General features: G+C 72.1%; 18 protein-coding genes. 5 read left to right on the top strand and 13 right to left on the bottom strand.

Annotated features, from left to right (window positions below):
• Window positions 1–70: 70 nt before the first annotated feature.
• From AB0J88_RS35350 to AB0J88_RS35340, 3 genes are all read right to left on the bottom strand, one after another.
• Window positions 71–2251, bottom strand: a complete 2181-nt coding sequence (locus tag AB0J88_RS35350; RefSeq protein WP_364355274.1) for a hypothetical protein — start codon at window positions 2249–2251, stop codon at window positions 71–73.
• 212 nt (window positions 2252–2463) lie between these two features.
• Window positions 2464–3576, bottom strand: a complete 1113-nt coding sequence (locus AB0J88_RS35345) for an SPFH domain-containing protein (protein ID WP_364355277.1) — start codon at window positions 3574–3576, stop codon at window positions 2464–2466.
• Between the two features lie 2 nt (window positions 3577–3578).
• On the bottom strand, window positions 3579–4052 hold the full coding sequence (locus AB0J88_RS35340; protein WP_364355280.1) for an NfeD family protein: 474 nt from the start codon (window positions 4050–4052) through the stop codon (window positions 3579–3581).
• A gap of 128 nt (window positions 4053–4180) precedes the next feature.
• Here AB0J88_RS35340 and AB0J88_RS35335 point away from each other — a divergent pair, with 128 nt between their 5' ends.
• Window positions 4181–5524 carry a serine hydrolase domain-containing protein gene (locus AB0J88_RS35335; RefSeq protein ID WP_364355283.1) on the top strand — a complete coding sequence of 448 codons (1344 nt, stop codon included), beginning with the start codon at window positions 4181–4183 and terminating at the stop codon, window positions 5522–5524.
• Here the strand turns inward: AB0J88_RS35335 and AB0J88_RS35330 are convergent.
• A complete protein-coding gene (locus tag AB0J88_RS35330; protein WP_364355286.1) occupies window positions 5521–6324 on the bottom strand; it encodes a DUF3097 domain-containing protein in 804 nt (267 codons plus the stop codon). The genes AB0J88_RS35335 and AB0J88_RS35330 overlap by 4 nt on opposite strands.
• Window positions 6325–6486: 162 nt before the next feature.
• Here AB0J88_RS35330 and AB0J88_RS35325 point away from each other — a divergent pair, with 162 nt between their 5' ends.
• The gene (locus AB0J88_RS35325; protein ID WP_364355289.1) at window positions 6487–7275 is read left to right on the top strand and encodes a hypothetical protein; all 789 of its coding nucleotides are present in this window, start codon (window positions 6487–6489) and stop codon (window positions 7273–7275) included.
• On the opposite strand, the gene AB0J88_RS35320 is transcribed toward AB0J88_RS35325, so the two are convergent.
• Entirely contained in the window at window positions 7276–8085 is an 810-nt protein-coding gene (locus AB0J88_RS35320) for a hypothetical protein (RefSeq protein ID WP_364355292.1), read from the bottom strand. It abuts the gene before it with no gap.
• Between the two features lie 102 nt (window positions 8086–8187).
• Entirely contained in the window at window positions 8188–8940 is a 753-nt protein-coding gene (locus AB0J88_RS35315) for a maleylpyruvate isomerase family mycothiol-dependent enzyme (RefSeq protein WP_364355295.1), read from the bottom strand.
• A gap of 72 nt (window positions 8941–9012) precedes the next feature.
• Here AB0J88_RS35315 and AB0J88_RS35310 point away from each other — a divergent pair, with 72 nt between their 5' ends.
• Entirely contained in the window at window positions 9013–9900 is an 888-nt protein-coding gene (locus tag AB0J88_RS35310) for a class I SAM-dependent methyltransferase (protein ID WP_364355298.1), read from the top strand.
• On the opposite strand, the gene AB0J88_RS35305 is transcribed toward AB0J88_RS35310, so the two are convergent.
• The 4 genes from AB0J88_RS35305 to AB0J88_RS35290 all read right to left on the bottom strand — a co-directional run bounded on the left by AB0J88_RS35305 (window position 9897) and on the right by AB0J88_RS35290 (window position 12345).
• A complete protein-coding gene (locus AB0J88_RS35305) occupies window positions 9897–10871 on the bottom strand; it encodes an NAD(P)-dependent alcohol dehydrogenase (RefSeq protein WP_364355301.1) in 975 nt (324 codons plus the stop codon). The two genes, AB0J88_RS35310 and AB0J88_RS35305, sit on opposite strands and share 4 nt — an antisense overlap.
• On the bottom strand, window positions 10868–11089 hold the full coding sequence (locus tag AB0J88_RS35300) for a helix-turn-helix transcriptional regulator (protein WP_364355343.1): 222 nt from the start codon (window positions 11087–11089) through the stop codon (window positions 10868–10870). Before AB0J88_RS35300 ends, AB0J88_RS35305 begins: the two co-directional genes overlap by 4 nt.
• Window positions 11086–11514 carry a hypothetical protein gene (locus AB0J88_RS35295; RefSeq protein WP_364355304.1) on the bottom strand — a complete coding sequence of 143 codons (429 nt, stop codon included), beginning with the start codon at window positions 11512–11514 and terminating at the stop codon, window positions 11086–11088. Before AB0J88_RS35295 ends, AB0J88_RS35300 begins: the two co-directional genes overlap by 4 nt.
• Before the next feature lie 87 nt (window positions 11515–11601).
• The gene (locus tag AB0J88_RS35290) at window positions 11602–12345 is read right to left on the bottom strand and encodes an SDR family oxidoreductase (protein ID WP_364355307.1); all 744 of its coding nucleotides are present in this window, start codon (window positions 12343–12345) and stop codon (window positions 11602–11604) included.
• Window positions 12346–12472: 127 nt separating this feature from the next.
• Between AB0J88_RS35290 and AB0J88_RS35285 the strand changes: the two genes are divergently transcribed.
• Window positions 12473–13447 carry an aldo/keto reductase gene (locus tag AB0J88_RS35285; RefSeq protein ID WP_364355310.1) on the top strand — a complete coding sequence of 325 codons (975 nt, stop codon included), beginning with the start codon at window positions 12473–12475 and terminating at the stop codon, window positions 13445–13447.
• 46 nt (window positions 13448–13493) lie between these two features.
• Here AB0J88_RS35285 and AB0J88_RS35280 read toward each other — a convergent pair whose 3' ends face one another.
• The 3 genes from AB0J88_RS35280 to AB0J88_RS35270 are packed head-to-tail and all read right to left on the bottom strand — an operon-like array spanning window position 13494 to window position 15828.
• Complete coding sequence (locus AB0J88_RS35280; RefSeq protein WP_364355313.1) at window positions 13494–14135, bottom strand: hypothetical protein; 642 nt, start codon at window positions 14133–14135, stop codon at window positions 13494–13496.
• Between the two features lie 45 nt (window positions 14136–14180).
• Entirely contained in the window at window positions 14181–14888 is a 708-nt protein-coding gene (locus AB0J88_RS35275; RefSeq protein ID WP_364355316.1) for a hypothetical protein, read from the bottom strand.
• 7 nt (window positions 14889–14895) lie between these two features.
• Window positions 14896–15828: a carbohydrate kinase gene (locus AB0J88_RS35270; RefSeq protein WP_364355319.1), complete on the bottom strand. Its 933-nt coding sequence runs from the start codon at window positions 15826–15828 to the stop codon at window positions 14896–14898.
• A 242-nt stretch (window positions 15829–16070) separates the two neighbouring features.
• On the opposite strand from AB0J88_RS35270, the gene AB0J88_RS35265 reads away from it, so the two are divergent.
• Complete coding sequence (locus AB0J88_RS35265; RefSeq protein WP_364355346.1) at window positions 16071–17129, top strand: lytic polysaccharide monooxygenase; 1059 nt, start codon at window positions 16071–16073, stop codon at window positions 17127–17129.
• Window positions 17130–17219: the final 90 nt, after the last annotated feature.

Below are 17219 nucleotides of genomic sequence, written 5' to 3'. Positions count from 1 at the left end.
CGGACGCGAAGGCGGGCACAGCCGGCGCCGGGTGGGCGGCGGGCGGCTGTGCCCGGGTCTCCTTCGGTCGTCAGTCCTTGCCGTCGCGCTTGAATCCCCAGCGCTTGCCGCGGTCCCCCTCCGGCTTGGGCGGCGGCGCCGCCGGGGTCTCCGTGGTGGCGCCCACGCGCAGGCGGCGCTTGCCCGGCCGACGCGGTGCCTTCTCGTCCTTGGTCGGGCCGGTCGTCCCTTGTGACCTGCCGGCGTCCGCGCCCGGCCGGGCCGAGCGCGTCGGCTGGTCGGTCGCCTCGCGCCCGTCGGGTCGCCGGTCCCACTGGGACTGCTGGCTGCCCTGCCTGGACCACTCCGACGGCTTCGTCGGGTCGGACTGCCTGCCCTGCTCGGGCTGCGCCGGCTGGCCGCGTCCCGCGTCGGGTTGCCTGCCGTGGTCCGACCGCTTGGCCGCCTCGGCCTGCCTGCCCTGGTCCGACCGCTTGGCCGCCTCGGCCTGCTTGGCATCTGCCGCCTGTTTGGCCGCCTCCGCCCGCTTGGCCGCCCGCCCACGCCGCTTCGGCGGTTTCGGTGCCTTCGCCTTCTTCTCCTTGCGGGCGCTGCGGGGCCGGATCTCGGCTAGCTCCAGCGGCGGCCCGGCCCGCTCCACGAGCTCGGCCTCGCGGCCGGCGCGGACGGCGCGCAGCGTGCTGTTGGACTTCCAGGCGATGCCCAGGCCGCCCGCGATCATCAGCAGCGCGCCGGCCGTGTGGAACGGCGACATCCACAGGCCCGCGATGCCGACCATCGGACCGGCGAGCATGAGCATCAGCCCGTCGCCCCGGGTGAACATGCGGGACCGGAAGACCGCCCAGCCCATCGCCATCCACCCGGCGCTGTACAGGGCGCCGCAGGACAGGGTCAGCGTTTTCGCGCTGAGGCCCCAGATGGGGGTGGCCGGCGCGACCGCGGCGAACATCAGCATCGAGATGCCGCCGAGGAGGCCGAGCATGAGGCCCAGCAGGGCCGTGCCGCGGACGCGTACCGCCGCCAGCAGACCGACCAGGCAGATCATCGCGAGCATGCCCAGCCAGACGCTGGTCACCCAGGCGATCAGGCGGAACGGCTCGGCACCGTTGAGATAGTGCGCCGGACCGCCACGGACCATCGCGCCGATCGACGCGGCTCCGGCGACGACGCCGGCGAGCGGCAGGCTCCAGCTCATCCGCCGCGCGGCCGCGCGTACCAGGGCCGCCCAGCGGGCGTTGGTGATCGGGCCGTCCGGTGCGGCCGGCTCGATCTCCGGAAGCAGCTTGATGCCGACGTCCAGCAGGCTGGTCACGTCGATCTTCTTCTTCCTCTTGCCCTTGCCGTTCCTGCCCGCGGAGTCGGTGTCCTCGTCCGCGGGGTCGGGCCGGCTGGTCCAGATCCGCTGGGTCTGAAGCGGGCTGCCGAGCGGCGGCAGCACGGCCGTGTCCTCGACGCCCGCCCAGTCCCCCTCGTAGGTCGGGGTGCCGGCCGGAGCGGTGGGCCGCAGCGAGGAGCGCTCGCCCTCGCGCAGCTTCACGCTGACGCGGTCCCCGTCGTCCTCGTCGGACTCCGCGTGGTCGTTGGCGCCGTCCGGACCCTTCCAGGGCGCGATGTCGGTGATCGGGGAATCCGGCGACGCGCTCTCCCGCGACTCCCACGCGCCCCAGGCGCTACCGCCGCTCACGGACTCCAGGGCGGTCGGGCGGTCGGTGACGTCCGGCGTGCCACCGAGACCGGGTCCGCTGCTGCCCCAAGCGTCGCCCTGCCGGGCACCGTCCGATCCGGCCGGTTGCCACCGGCGTGGCGCCTCGTCGGCACCCTCCGGCGAAACGGAGTCGCGGCCGCGGGCGGTGGGCTCCACGCGGGACCGCCCGGTCGCCACGCCCGGCGACGGGTCGCGGTCGGCCGTACGCGAGGGGCGTTCGTCAGCTGTGGACCGGTTCTTCGCGCCGGCCGCGTGGGAGACGGGCCGCGGCGCTTCGGCACCTCGGCCGAACTGCCACCAGCGGCGCCCACCGCGGGCGGGCATGGTGGGACGGACGACCGTCCGGTCGGCGTCGGCGCGGGCACGCGTGGCCACCGGCTCGACCACGACCGAGCCGGCCGGGTCGTCCGGCCGGTCGCCGGGCTCGCCAGGTTTGACCGCGACCGGCTCCGCCGGTGTCTCCGCGGGTTCGCCCGGCTTGCGCGGCGGCGCGGAACGGTCCCGGTTGGACCCCGCGCCGGCGGAGTGCTTCGCCACGTGACCCATCGCCGTCACCTCGATTCTCAGGGGAACGGACCACGGTCCTCCGGCGACGGAACGCGCATGGCGCCCGTGACCCTAGGGTGACCGTGCGTTACCTACGGGAATCCTGACAGCTTCCGAAGCCCTCTCGCGTTGGATCGGCGAAACAGTGAGGAACTTTCAGTGGACAGCAGGAAGGGCCCCTTCCGTAGCAGAAAGGGCCCTTCCAGATGGTGCTAGCCGCGTTCGCGGGCGCGTTCCTCGCCGAGCACCGTGGACGGTGGCACAGGGTTGCCGGCCGTGATCCCCGGCGTCTGCGGCGGGAGACCGGGCGAGCTGGAGACCTGCTCCTCCGCCTGGCGCACCTCGTGGTTGACCTCGGCCGCCGCTTCCGCGGCGGCCCGCGCCGCCTCGTCGGCCTCGCGCTCGACGGCGCTGGAGTCGACACCCTGCGTCGGCTGGTCGCCGACCATGTTGGCCAGGCCGCCCAGCGCGCCGCCCATGCCCTCGAGGGCCTTGGTGAGCTCGGTCGGCACGATCCAGACCTTGTTGGCGGAGCCGTTGGCGATCTGCGGCAGCGCCTGGAGGTATTGGTAGGCCAGCACCTTCTGGCTCGGGTTGGCCGTGTGGATCGCGTCGAACACCGTGCGGATCGCCTTGGCCTGGCCCTCCGCCTGGAGGATCCGGGACTGCCGGTCACCGTCGGCGCGCAGCACCGCGGCCTGCTTCTCACCCTCGGCGGTCAGGATCGCCGCCTGCTTGTGGCCCTCGGCGTTGAGGATCGCGGCTCGCCGGTCACGCTCGGCGCGCATCTGCTTCTCCATGGAGTCGCGGATGCTCGGCGGCGGCTCGATGGCCTTGATCTCGACCCGGGTGACCTTGATGCCCCAGCGCCCGGTGGTCTCGTCGAGCACCCCGGACAGGTGGCGGTTGATCTCCTCGCGGCTGGTCAGCGCCTTCTCCAGGTCGAGCGAGCCGATGACGTTTCGCAGGGTCGTCACCGTGAGCTGCTCGATCGCCTGCAGGAAGTTGGCGATCTCGTAGGTCGCCCGGACCGGGTCGACGACCCGGAAGTAGAGCACCGTGTCGATCGAGACGACCAGGTTGTCGGACGTGATCACCGGCTGGGGCGGGAAGCTGACGACCTGCTCCCGCATGTCGACCTTGGTGCGCACCGCGTCGATGAACGGCACCAGGAGGTTGAGGCCCGGCGACAGGGTCCGCTTGTATTTGCCGAGCCGCTCCATGACGTCCATCCGCTGCTGCGGAACGATCCGCACCGAGCGCACGATCGTGATGACCGCGACGAGCACGATCGCCGCTACCACGACCGCAATGGCAATTTCCATCCCTAGTTCACCTTTTCTCCGGGTTTATCCGTATCTGACACGTCATCCCGCCAGACCATGGCGGTCGCGCCCTTGACCTCGATCACGCGTACGCGTTCGCCAGGGGCGAACACCTGGTGGGCGTCGTACGCGCGGGCCCGCCACGTCTCTCCGTCGATCTTGACGACGCCCTGGTCCGCGTCGACCTGCTCGAGCACGAGCGCGCTCGAACCCTCGAAGGCCTCCAGCCCGATCGGCTCGGAGTTGGACTCGAGCGCGGAGAGCCGGTGCCGTTGGATGATCGGGCGCACCGCGAAGACGGTCAGGCCCGAAACAGCGGCGAAAACAATCGCCTGCACGATCGCGGGTGCGCCCAGGGCGGCGGCGGCTCCCGCCGCGAGCGCACCCACCGAGATCATCAACAGGAACAGGGTCGCGGTGAACATCTCAGCCACCGCGAGTACCACTCCCAGAACGACCCAGAGAACGACATCCACACATCGATCGTGTCACGGCGGCGCACCCATTGCGACTGCGCAACGGTCGCACGACGGTAACGTCGGGTCGGGGGAACCAGTTGACCCTCCGGAAACGCCCGCGCCCCAGCCCGAGGAGCCCACTCGAGATGACGTCGTTGCTTCCGGAGACCGCTCGCTCGGTCGATGCCGCGGTCGCCCGCGCCCAGGCGACCGGCCAGGTTCCGTCGATCTCCCTCGGGGTGGTCCGCGACGGCGAGCTCGTGCACGTCGCGACCGCCGGTGGCCCCGCCTCACCGCAGGACGCCCGGCCGGGTCCGGACACCCGCTACCGGATCGGCTCGATCTCCAAGACGATGACCGCGACGCTGGTGCTCCAGCTCCGCGACGAGGGCCGGCTGGCCCTCGACGACCTGCTCTACCGGCACCTGCCGGGCACGCCGGTGGGCGGGGTGACGCTGCGCCAGCTGCTGGGGCACGCCGCGGGTCTGCAGCGCGAGCCCGAGGGCAAGTGGTGGGAACGGCACGAGGGCGACGACATCGACGCGCTGCTCGCGGGCCTCACGCCGGACAAGGTCGCCTTCCCGCCACATCGGACCTATCACTACTCCAACCTGGCGTACGGGCTGCTCGGCGCCGTCCTGCGCCGGGTGACCGGTGAGGAGTGGACGACGCTGCTCACCAAGCGGCTGTTCGACCCGCTGGGCATGCGCGCCACCACGTACGAGCCGGTGGAGCCGTTCGCGCGCGGCTACGTCGTACACCCCTGGTCGTCGACGCTCCGCGAGGAACCGCGGACCGACACCGGCGCGATGGCGCCCGCCGGTCAGCTCTGGTCCACCGTGGCCGACCTGGCCCACTGGGCGGCCTTCCTGGCGGATCCGCGCCCCGAGGTGCTCGCCGCCGACACTCTGGCCGAGATGTGCGCGCCTGTGATCATCTCCGACCTGGAGGCGTGGACCTCCGGGCACGGTCTGGGTCTGGAGCTCTACCGCGTCGGTGAGCGGGTGTACGTGGGGCACGGCGGCTCGATGCCCGGCTACGTCGCCTGCCTGGCGGTGCACCGCCGGTCGCGCACGGGCGTGGTGGGGTTCGCCAACGCGTACAGCTTCCGCCAGGGCTCGATCGGCGCGCTGGGCCGGGAGGTGCTGACGGACGTGCTGGACCGGGAACCGGAGCTGCCGACCCCGTGGCGCCCCGCCGGTGCGCCCCCGCCGCCGCTGGCCCCCCTGACGGGCCGTTGGTGGTGGATGGGCATCGAGTACGACCTGGCGTGGGATGACGCCGGCGGCGAGCTCGTGCTGTCCCAGCTGCGGGTAGGCGCGCCGAAGGCGACCCGGTTCGCGGCGGAGGGCACTGATCGCTGGCGCGGCCGGGGCGGACCCAACGACGGCGAGGTGATGACGGTGCGCCGGGACGAACATGGGGTGCCGGTGGCCTTGGAGATCGCCACGTTCATCTACACGCGACACCCCGACCGGTTGGGGCCCTAGTCTTCCGCGGTGACGAAGTCGATCAGGCGTTCCATCGAGTTGATGAGCGGCGTCTCGACGTCCTTGTAGGACCGGACAGTGCCGAGGATGCGGCGCCACATGTCGGCGGGCTCGGCCACACCGAGGGCCGCGCAGATGCCCTCCTTCCACGGGCGTCCCGGTGGCACCACGGGCCAGGCGCGGATGCCGACGGCGGCGGGTTTGACCGCCTGCCAGATGTCGACGTACGGGTGGCCCGTGACCAGCACGTACTTTGACGTCACTTTCGCGACGATGCGGCTCTCCTTCGAGCCGGGCACGAGGTGGTCGACCAGCACGCCGAGCCGGCTGCCCGGGCCGGGACCGAATGTGGCGACCTCGTGCTCCAGCTCGTCGATGCCGTCGAGCGGTTCGACGACGACCCCCTCGATCCGGAGGTCGTCTCCCCAGATCCGCTCGACCAGCGCGGCATCGTGGATGCCCTCGACCCAGATCCGGCTGGCCCGGGCGACGCGGGCGGTGACGCCCTGGACGGCGACGGAGCCGCTGGCGGTACGGGTCCTTCGGGGCTGTGCCGGCGCCACGGTCGGCCTTCTCAGGGTCACCCGCTGCCCGTCCAGCAGGAACGCGGCCGGCAGCAGCGGGAAGTTGCGGCGCTTGCCGAACCGGTCCTCCAGCACGACGGCGCCCATCTCGAAGCCGACCACGGCGCCGCAGAAGCCGGAGTCGGCGTCCTCGACGACCAGGTCAGGCTCGGCGTCCACCTCGGGCGTCACCTTGCGGCGGCGCCAGTTGCCCGCGAGCACGTCCTCCCCATACATGAATCCGGACGTTAGCCGCCCACGTGTCGCCGTTCCCGCCCGACGCGCCGTCTCGACCGGTTCCCACCGCTCTGTCCAGCTCGGGCGGGTGTGGTGTTCCTCGCGGGTGCCGCAGGTCGCGCGATCGAGACAGCGGCGCGGTCAGCACGTACCCTTTCCTGCATGTCCACCGCAGCGGGTGCCACCACCCTCGCGACGCGCCGGTCGAGCCGGCTCGTCACCTGGGTGCGGTCGTGGCGCGCCGGCCTGGTGCCCTATGACGAGGTAGCCGACGAGGTCGCCCGCGGCGAGGAGCACCTCGTCGCCGACGCACCCGGCGCCTGGACCGATGTCTCCCTGCGCGAGGGCCTGACGGCGTTCTCCAAACTGACCCCCGACCAGATCCGACTGGTGCTGCCGGCGCCCGGCGACCCCCGCGGCCTGCCCGGCCCCGGCGCCGGCGAGTTCACAGGTGCCGCCCTGGTCGCGGGCGAAGCCGTGATCGCGGGCGACCTGGGGCTGATCCCCGAGGTGCGCACGCACACCTCCGGCTCGGGCGTCACCTTCGAGACCGTGCTGTGGCGTTGCTTCCCGCTGCCGGCCGGCACACCGGCTCCGGTGCCGGTCTCGGTGGCCGAGGCGGAGAGCGAGCTCAACCAGCTGCTCGCCGAGGCGACCAACACGCTGGCCCGGCTCGACATCGCACAGTGGCGCCCGGAACTGGCCGGCGCCCTGGCGGCGATCCGCAAGCCGGACAGCGCCAACGAGCTCCCGCCCGGGTTCGACCCCCGCTCGCGGCGGCTGTTCGCCCGCGCGAGCGTGCTCGACCGGGTGCTGGCACTGGCCGACGAGGTGGCCCCGGGCGGCGCGGTCAACGGCTTCGAGGTCCAGGCTCGCGACGCGGCCCTGCGCCCCTTGGCCGCCGCCTGCCGAGGGGCGCTCGTGTCCGCCTGCAACGCCCCGCTCATCTAACTAGCGGACGCCGCGGACGCGCTGGACCAGTGCGCTGAGCCGGCGGTACGTGCGTCCCTGCGCGCCCAGGTCGCCGTCTCCCTCCTTCGTCAGTGGGGTCTCCACGCCCTGGGTGCCCTGCACGAACAGCCCTTGCGGCGAGATCACGTGGAAGAAGGCGTCGCGCGGCCGCTCGTCGTCGAACCGCAGGAACCAGAGGCCCGGTTGCGCGGGCAGGCGCCGTTTCAGTTTCGCGACCTCCTCCTCGTCGTATCCTCTGCCGACGAACTCGACCGTCAGGCGCTCGGCAGCCTGCCGCGGCAAAGACCCGGCGACGACGTCGGTGGGTTGGAGCACGACGCCGATCCGCGGCAACCTTTCGTCAGCGACCTCGAACGGCCGAGTGGCCACGTCGACCACCCGGGCCACCACCACGGCGGTCGACGCCCGCGTCCCCTCGTCGAGGTCGCGGTAGTGGACCGTCCGGGTGGCACTGTCCACGTTGAACATCTGATAGAACGCCACGTCACCGGACCGCCGCAGATCGAGCCCGCCGCCCGTCGGCACCGCAGCGACGGTTGGCGCGATCGACCCGCCGGCCTCGGTCTTCCCGGTAGCGCCGCCGGACCCGACACATTCGTCGGGCGCGCCCGGCCCGCCAGGGCTACCGCTCTCGCCGCCGCCCGCACCCCCGGGGGACCCGCCTGGCTTGGGCTCGGATCTCGTTGTGGGTTCGGCCGGGCTCGTGCACTCGCCGGAGCCGGTGGCGGCGGCCGAGCCGGGCGGCCGCGCACCTTCGTCTCCCGCGCCGCAGGCGGCTGCGAAGCTCATCACCAGCAGTGCACACATGCCTCCCGCTGCCAGCCGACCCGAACCCTTCAGTGCCATCCCCATCATGGTTGGACCCGATGGCCAAGCCCGGGGTTCCCTCCCCTACTGGGTGGCGATGGTGATGCAGCCATGTAGCTCCGTCAGCGCCTCCGCCGGACCCGTGACCCTCACCTCGTCGCCGGGCTCGCGGTGCCACACCCAGCGCAGCAGGGCCGCCGGCGGACCGCTGATCGTCACGTCGGCGTCCGTCGCGTCGCCGTCTTCGACGGTGAACGTGCCCGGGGCCGTGCGGACGCGCCAGGCCGCCCCGTCGGTGCGGAACGCGAAGACCCACCCCGGCGACGGATCAAGGGCCTCCTTGAAGGCGTCGCTCCACTCCGCCACCGAGTAGGCCACGAAGACCTTCAGCAGCTCGTCGACGCCGTCGATGGCCAGGTCGTCGGGGATCGCGGCGACCGCCTGGCCCGCCCCCAGCTCCGCGTCGATCCGGTGGACGACCGTCTCCTGGGCCATCCGGCGGATCCAGAAGCCGACGGTCTGGTCCGGCGCGTACCAGGAGCCGGCCCGGTCCGTCGGCGCGTGCCACGTCAGCTCGTGGCGTAGCGCGCCATAGGTGCGGTCGAGCAGCGTCAGCGGGTCTTCGCTCGCCAGCTCGGCCGGCGGCCACGGCTCGGGCTCGGCGCCGTCGCGGATGGCCAGGGTCTTGTGGAGATAGACCTCGCCGACGTGCCGGGTCAGGTCGGCGACTGTCCACCCGGGACAGGTCGGGACCGCTCCGGCCGGATCGACCTGAGCGACCGTGCGCAGACGGTCGAAATCGGCGGCCAGGCATTCGAGGTAGCGGGAGCTCTCCATGACCCGTAGTGCATCACAGGGGTACGACATTAATCGCTGGCGATAAAGGAGCCCCGAAACTAGCGTCGGACCATGATCTACCAGCGGCCGCTGGCCTACCTGCTGGCACTGGAGGGCATCGCCCTGCTGCGCGCCAACGCGGGCGACTACGACGCCGAGTTCGGTGCCGCCAGGATCGACGAGATCCGCCAGCTGCTCGACGACCCGGCGCTCGACACCGAGCCGGTGGCGGCCGGGCACACCGACACCGTCACCGGGTACGGCATCTGGTCGCGCACCTACGACCAACCGGGCAACGGGCTCTTCGACCTGGAACGGCCCGTCCTCCGCGAGATCGTCGACCCGCTGCCGCTCGGCGTCGCCCTGGACGCGGCCTGTGGCACGGGCCGGCTCACCGAATACCTGGCGGAGCGCGGCCATCAGGTGATCGGCGTGGACAGCTCGCCCCACATGCTGGCCCACGCCCGCAACCGGCTGCCCGACGACGACCTCCGCGAGGGCGACCTCACCGCGCTGCCACTCGGAGACAACGAGGTCGACCTGGTGGTGTGCGCACTGGCGCTGACCCACCTGCGCGACCTCGGTCCCGTGCTCAAGGAGTTCGCGCGGGTGCTGCGTCCCGACGGCCACCTGGTGATCTCCGATTGCCACCACGAGCTGGTGGCGCTCGGCTCCATGCCGCACGTCCGGCTCGCGGGCGGCGAACCCGCGTTCCTGCCGGCCTACCGCCACCGGGCCAGTGACTACCTCGACGCCGCGCTCGCGGCGGGCTTCACCGTGCGCCGTTGCGCCGAGCCCAGGATGCGGGTGGCCGAGCCGACCGCACCCAGCCTCGACCGCGAGACAGGGCCGTGGGACGAGTGGCCGTGGTCGCTGTTCGCACTCGTCCCCGAGGCGCACCGGGCCGTCTACGACGGCACGCCGGCCCTGGTCATCTGGCACTTCGAACTGACCGGCTAGATCGTGACGACGACCTTGCCCGCGGGGTGGCCCTGGGCCAGGTAGCGGATCGCGTCCGCGGCCTCCGCCAGCGGATAGACCCGGTCGATGACCGGCTTCACCGTGCCGTCCTCGATCAGGCGCGTCAGGTCGTCCAGATGCTCGGCCTTCTCCCCCGCCATCACACCCCGCACCCGCTGCGCCGCGACCATCGACACGAACGGCGCCCGCAGCGAACGCGTGTAGCCGCCCAGCAGCCCGCCCGCGTCGTGCCCACCTCCGGCCAGCACCACCACACCGCGCGGCACCACCGCCCGCCGCAGCAACGACAGCGGCCGGCAGCCGGCGGTGTCGAGGACGACGTCATACACGGCGCCGTCGCGGTCAACCTCCTCCGCCGTGTAGTCGATGACGTCCTGCGCGCCCAACGAACGCACCAGGTCGCCCTTGCCGGGACCACACACTCCGGTCACCACAGCGTGCGAAGCCTTGGCGATCTGCACCGCGTACGCGCCGATGCCGCCCGCGGCCCCGATCACCATCACCCGCTGCCCGGGCCGCACCTGGGCGACGTCACGGACGCCCAGCAGCGCGGTGACGGCCGAGATCGGCACCGCCGCGGCCTCGGTGAACGACAGGCGAGCCGGCTTACGCGCGAGGGATCGGACCGGGACCGCCGCGTACTCGGCGAAACTGCCGGACCCCGTCGTCCCGTACACCTCGTCACCCACCGAGAACGCCGTCACACCGGGACCGACCGCGGCCACCACGCCGGCCAGCGCCCGACCACGGACGGCGACCTTCGGCCGCCGAAGACCGAAAGCCGCCCGCGCTGCGTACGGCTGACCGGTCATGTTGATCCACACACCGGGGTCGACCCCGGCGGCCCGCACCTGGACCAGGACGGAACCCGGGCCGGCCACCGGCGCCGCCACCGAGCGGAGCGAGAGGACGTCGGCCGACCCGTACACGGACTGCACCAGAGCTTTCATGATGGCTCCTCGGGGTACTGGAAGACGTCGTCGAGCGGCACCTTGAACGCGCGGGCGATGCGGAACGCCATCTCCAGCGAGGGCGAGTACCGGCCCTGCTCGATGGCGATGAGGGTCTGGCGGGTCACGCCGATCCGGTCGGCCAGGTCGGCCTGGGTCATCTCGTCGTGCTCGAACCGCAGGGCGCGGATGCGGTTGGTCACCTGGGTCGGCTTCACCACTGGGGCACGCCGGTCCGGTAGACGACGACCTTGGCGACGCCGCCGACCACGGCGGAGAGCACGAACCCCAGGTAGATCACGTTGGCGATCCAGAACGGCGCCCAGTCGGCCATCGCCATCAGCATCGCCGCGACCGCGCCGATCACCACGAACGGCTGGCCGACGTGGCCGCCGAGGCGGCCGATCTCGCGGTCGCGGTCGTCCTTGAGCAGCGACGCCCGCGGGTTGAAGATGCCGAACACGATCTCGGCGACGATCGCCGTGACGATGCCCGCGCCGATGGTCCACAGCAGCGGGGCCGCGTAGGCCACCTCCGCCAGCGGCAGACCGTCGGCGCGGCCGAGCACCACGACCAGGTAGACGCCGTAGCCGACGACGGCCACGACGAGTCCGATCCAGGCCCGTCTCTGTTCGAGGGTCATCGACCCGCTCCTTCGCGTGTACAGAATATTTGACATCACGAAGGTAGCGAATCCTTTACTCCATGTCTAGAAAGTTTTACATCATTGTCAGATGGTGAACCCGCCGTCGACGTTGACTGTGGCACCGGTGATGTAGCGCCCACCCGAGCCCGCGAGGAACGCCACCGCGGCGGCGATGTCGGCCGGCTCGGCGTAGTGGCCGAGCGCGGTCAGCCCGTTGATGGCCGAGGCGTTCGGCCCGTCGGCCGGATTGAGCTCCGTGTCCGTCGGGCCGGGGTTGACCAGGTTCACGGTGATCGCACGCGGGCCGAGCTCGCGGCCGAGCGCCTTGGTCAGTCCGATCAGGGCGGTCTTGCTCATCGCGTACAAGGAGAACCCTGGGAAGACCGCCCGCTCGGCCATGTTGCTGCCGATGTTGATGATCCGCCCGCCGGCCACCATGTGCCGGACAGCGGCCTGCGTCGCCAGGAACGGCGCCCGGACGTTGACCGCGACCGTCTGCTCGAACTCCGCCGTGCCGAGCTCGCCGAACGGACCCAGCAGGAACGCGCCCGCGTTGTTGACCAGGATGTCCAGACGGCCGAACGAGGCCGCGACCTGGTCGACGGCGGCAACCAGGGCCGTCGCGTCGGCGCTGTCGACGCGGATCGCGGTCGCCCGGCCGCCCGACGCCACGATCCGCTCGACTATGTCGTCGGCCCGCTGTTGGTCCTGCTGGAACGTCAGTGCCACCGCCGCGCCCTCGCGCGCCAGCCGCAGCGCCACCGCCGCGCCGATCCCACGTCCGCCGCCGGTGACCAGGGCGACCTTGCCGTCAAGTGTGTTGTCCATGCGAAGAAGCTTGATCGACTGGCGGTCCCACGTCTGGCGCCGATCGGACCTCGCGTTCCCGGGTGATCTGCTTCTCAATCAGCCCGAAACGGTCGTACGCCGGACAGCCGGGGTGTGGGCTTTGAAGATGCGGACCACGACACTTGGCCGGTCCGGGCTGGCGGTCTCGCGCATCGCGTTCGGCACGTGGCAGCTCGGCGGCGACTGGGGCAGCTTCGACGAGTCGGGGGTGATCACCGCCATCCGACGGGCCTACGAGCTGGGCATCAACCTCTTCGACAGCGCACAGGGGTACGGCTACGGCACCGCGGAAGAGGTGCTCGGCCGCGCGCTGCGGTCGGAGCTGCGGTCCGACCGGGAGTCGATCGTGCTGGCCACCAAGGGCGGCATCGACCCGGCCGGCACGCGGACCCGCGACGCGCGCCCCGCCCACCTGCGGGCCGGTGTCGAGTCGAGCCTGCGCGCGCTCGGCGTCGACTACATCGACCTCTACCAGGTGCACTGGCCGGACCCGGCGACGCCGGCCGAGCAGACCGCGGGCGCGCTCCAGGAGCTGGTCGACGAGGGCAAGATCCGCCACGTCGGTGTGTCCAACTACGACGTCGCCGAGCTCACCGCGTTCGAGGCCGTGCGGCCGGTGGAGACGCTGCAGTCGCCGCTGCACCTGTTCCAGCGGGAGATCCAGGACGAGATCCTGCCGTACGCCCGGCGCCTCGACATCGGCGTCCTCGCCTACAGCCCGCTGGGCAGCGGCCTCCTCACCGGTGCCCTGAACGCCTCGACCCGGTTCGACGAGGACGACTGGCGCGCCAAGTCGAGCGCGTTCTCCGGCAACGCCTTCATCAAGAACCTGGAGATCGTCGACCACCTGGCCATGTTCGCGGCCCGCCGCTCGATGACCGTCGCCCAGCTGGCCGTGGCATGGGTGCTGGCCCAGGAGGGCGTACACGTGGCGATCGTGGGTGCCCGGCACGCGCGCAACGTCGAGGCGGCCGCCGAAGCGGCCGACCTCACGCTCGACGCCGAGGACCTGGCCGAGATCGACAAGATCACACAGGGTGCGACTCCCGCACTGGGCAATACGCCCGAGGGTCCGCGCTAGGCCGACAACGCGCGAACCTCCGACCGTCCGACCGTGGGCGATCAGTTCATCGTTCGGCGGCCCGGCGGGCGCGGGCCGCCGCCAGTGCCCGTTCCATGTCGTCATCCGCGTCGGCGTCGGCGATGCCCTCCTCGAAGTACTCCCGGGACGTCCCGTGCAGCAGCAGCACGATCACGGCGGCCGAGGCCAGCATCAGGACGAGCTCGATCATCTGCTGGGTCAGCGGGTACCAGTCGGGCACGATGCCCCACCGCAGCGCCCCGCCGGACAGGTCGCTGGCGACGAAGAGGATCTGGCCCATCAGCGACGCGGACAGGACAGCGATCGTCGCCCACCTGGCGCCGCTGAGCGGACCCCGCAGCGCGAGGAGCACCGGCACGAGCACCACGGCGAGCAGGACGCCCGCGAGGATGCTGTAGCCGAGCACGTCCCGGGTCTCGTACACCGCGGTCTCGACCTCGCCGACGACCGCGGCGAACTGCCGCTCGGCCTCGTCGACGTGCGGCGTGACGAGCACCGCGACCAGCGCCCGGATGACCGAGACCACCCCGATGGCGACGAGCGTCCACGACGCGAGCCGGACCAGGCGCGGCCGGGGCGCGACCGCCACGGTGCGGCAGTTGGGGCACAGGACGCGCCCACCCGAGTCGGTCCAGCGGTGCCAGCCCAGCCGGCAGAGGAGTGCCATGACCGGAGATTCTCGCTGACCGGCGCGCTCGGCGGCGTCCCCCGTTCAGGCCGTCGCCACGACCAGCCTCGGCGCGCGGATCCGGTGGTCGCTCGCGTAGCGCTCCGCCAACTCCCGCTCCGCCACCCGGTTGCCCTCCGCGAGCCCGACCAGCAGGGCCGCCAGGTCGTCCACCACGTCGAGGCCGTCGACCAGGTCGGGACCCATCGGACCCCACTCGCCGGTGAGCCGCACCTCGGCCCCGTTGACGTGGGCGACGTCGCGCAGCACGGCGTCGCGGAGGGCCGCTCCGCCGCCGAAGCGAGCCGCGTTCGACCTGCCGGCGCGGTAGGCGAGCCAGGCGTCGCCGGGGAAGACGAAGCCCGTGGCGCCTGCCACGCGCGGGTCCGTCGTCCGCCAGCGCTCACCGTCGTGATAGGACACCACGACGTGGGCCGCGTCGTCGAGGTAGGGCGCGAATCCGACCCGGGACCGGGCCGGCAGGCTGCGGTGCCGCAGCGCCGCGAGCATGAGCAGCGCCGCCGACCGGCAGGTGCCGCCGACCGGACGCCCCCGCGGCACCCGCAGGCCCTGCGCCGGAAAGCACGCCTGGTCGGCGTCGAGCAGGTCGACGACCCGGGCATGGTCGGCCCCGGGCGTGCCGGCGCCGCCGACGACGTTGCGTACCACCATCCCGAGCGCCTCGACGTCGGCGGGCAGGTTGTCCAACAGCGCCGCATGGTGGGCGGGGTCGGTCGCGTAGGTCTGCGTCACCCGTCGATCATGCCCGGGCGCCGAAGCGCTCGGCCACCTCCGCGCGGGTCGGCATCGCCACCGCGCCACCCGGCCGCTCGCAGACCAGCCCGGCCACCTGGAGCGCGTACGTCGTCAGCCGGGACCAACCGTCGACAGTGGTCGGCGAGCCGTCGGTCAGCAACCCGGAGATCAGGGCCGCCATCACCGAGTCGCCGGCGCCGGTCGCGTCGACCGCCTCGACCACCGGGGCCGGCAGGTCGACGCGCTCGTCGCCGTGCGCGACCAGCGCACCGGCCGCGCCACGGGTGACCACGACCGCGCCGGCGCCCAGGGAGAGCAGGTCGCCGGCCACCGACGACAGCGAGAGCCCCGGATAGAGCACGGCGGCGTCGGCGTGGCTCAGCTTGACCAGGTCGGCGGACGCGCAGAACTCGTCGACGACCCCACGGAAGGCGTCCACGTCGGCCGGCGTCGGCAGCAGCGTCGGCCGCACGTTGGGGTCGAAGACCCGCAGGCCGCCGGCCGTCGACCAGGCCGACCGGGCGACGCTCAGGAACTCCGGGTGCAGCAGCACGATCGAGCCGCAGTAGACGACCGCCGAGCCGGCCAGCAGGTCACGCGGCACCTCGGCCAGCAGCGAGTACGAGGGCGGCGAGCCGTAGAACCGGAACTCCGGGTCGGCGCCGTCGAAGGTGACCACCGCGAGCGTGGTCGGCACCGGCACGCGTACCACCGCCCGGTCCCCGACCCCGGCGGAGGTCAGGAAGTCCAGAATCCGTGTGCCCAGGGCGTCGTCACCCAGCGAGCCCGCGAACGACACCTCGCCGCCGAGGCGGGCCACCCCGACCGACACGTTGAACGGCGCGCCGCCGATCGCCTGCCGGAAGACCCGCTCGCCGGCGCACTCGCCGTCGAGCAGGTCGATCAACGCCTCACCGAGCACCACCGCGTATGCCATGGGGTGCATCTTCGCAAGCCCGCCCTTGCCCGCGCGCGCCCCGTCGTGGTCCGATATCCACGCCGGGCAATACACGCGGATGGCGCCGCCCACCGACAGGGGCACAGGTGGGTCAGCGCGCGCCGCGGCATGCTCGCGAGCCCGCGCTCCCCGAGTCGACTCCGGCGCGCCATCGCGCCGACTCCCCGAGGAGCAATCCCGTGAGACTCATCCGCAGGGCCGCGGTGTTCGGTGCCGCCGCCATGCTCGCCGCCGGCCTCGTGTCGGTGGTCAGCCAACTGCCCGCCCAAGGACACGGCACGCCGATGTCGCCGGGCAGCCGCACGTTCCTGTGCTGGAAGGACGGCCTGTCGCAGCAGGGCGACATCCAGCCGCACAACCCGGCCTGCGCCGCGGCCGTCCAGCAGGGCGGGACGAACCCGCTCTACAACTGGTTCAGCGTGCTGCGCTCGGACGCCGCGGGCCGGACCGTCGGGTTCATCCCCGACGGGCAGCTCTGCAGCGGTGGCAACACCACGTTCTCCGCGTACAACCAGGCTCGCAACGACTGGCCGTTGACCCACCTGACGGCCGGATCCCGATTCGACTTCAAGTACAGCAACTGGGCACACCACCCGGGCACGTTCTACTTCTACGTGACCAAGGACAGCTGGAGCCCGACCCGGGCACTGGCCTGGAACGACCTGGAGTCGACGCCGTTCCTCACGGTGACCAACCCGCCGCAGAACGGTGGGCCGGGCACCAACGAGGGCCACTACTACTTCAGCGGCAACCTGCCGTCGAACAAGAGCGGCCGGCACCTGATCTACTCGCGCTGGGTGCGCTCCGACAGCAACGAGAACTTCTTCGGCTGCTCCGACGTCGTCTTCGACGGCGGCAATGGCCAGGTCACGGGCGTCGGCCCGGGCAGTGAGAACCCCGGCGACCCGGGCGGGCCGACCCCGACCACCGGCCCGACCACGGGTCCGACGACTGGGCCGACCACGCCAGCTCCGAGCGGCGAGTGTATGGCGGTCTACAAGATCATCGGTTCGTGGACCGGCGGCTTCCAGGCCGAGGTCGAGATCATGAATCACAGCAACCGGACGTACGGCGGTTGGACCGCGTCGTGGGCCTGGCCGTCCGGGCAGACGCTCGCACAGGTCTGGAACGGCACGTCGAGCGTCTCGGGGACGAACGTGACCATCCGGAACGTGAGCTACAACGGCTCGATCGCGCCGGAAGGCAAGACGACGTTCGGCTTCCTCGGCACGCACTCCGGCACCAACACGCTGCCGACGGTGACCTGCGTCGGTTCGTGACGTGTGGTGGAGGGGTCGCCCACGGCGGCAGCCAGGTGTCGCTGAGGCGGGCGATCACGCCGTCGAACGGAAGGTTGATGGTGCCGCCGC

Origin of the sequence: Asanoa sp. NPDC049475, from assembly GCF_040676915.1 — a bacterium.
In the GTDB taxonomy this organism is placed as follows: Bacteria; Actinomycetota; Actinomycetes; order Mycobacteriales; family Micromonosporaceae; genus Asanoa.
This window is presented reverse-complemented; position numbering and strand designations above follow the sequence as displayed.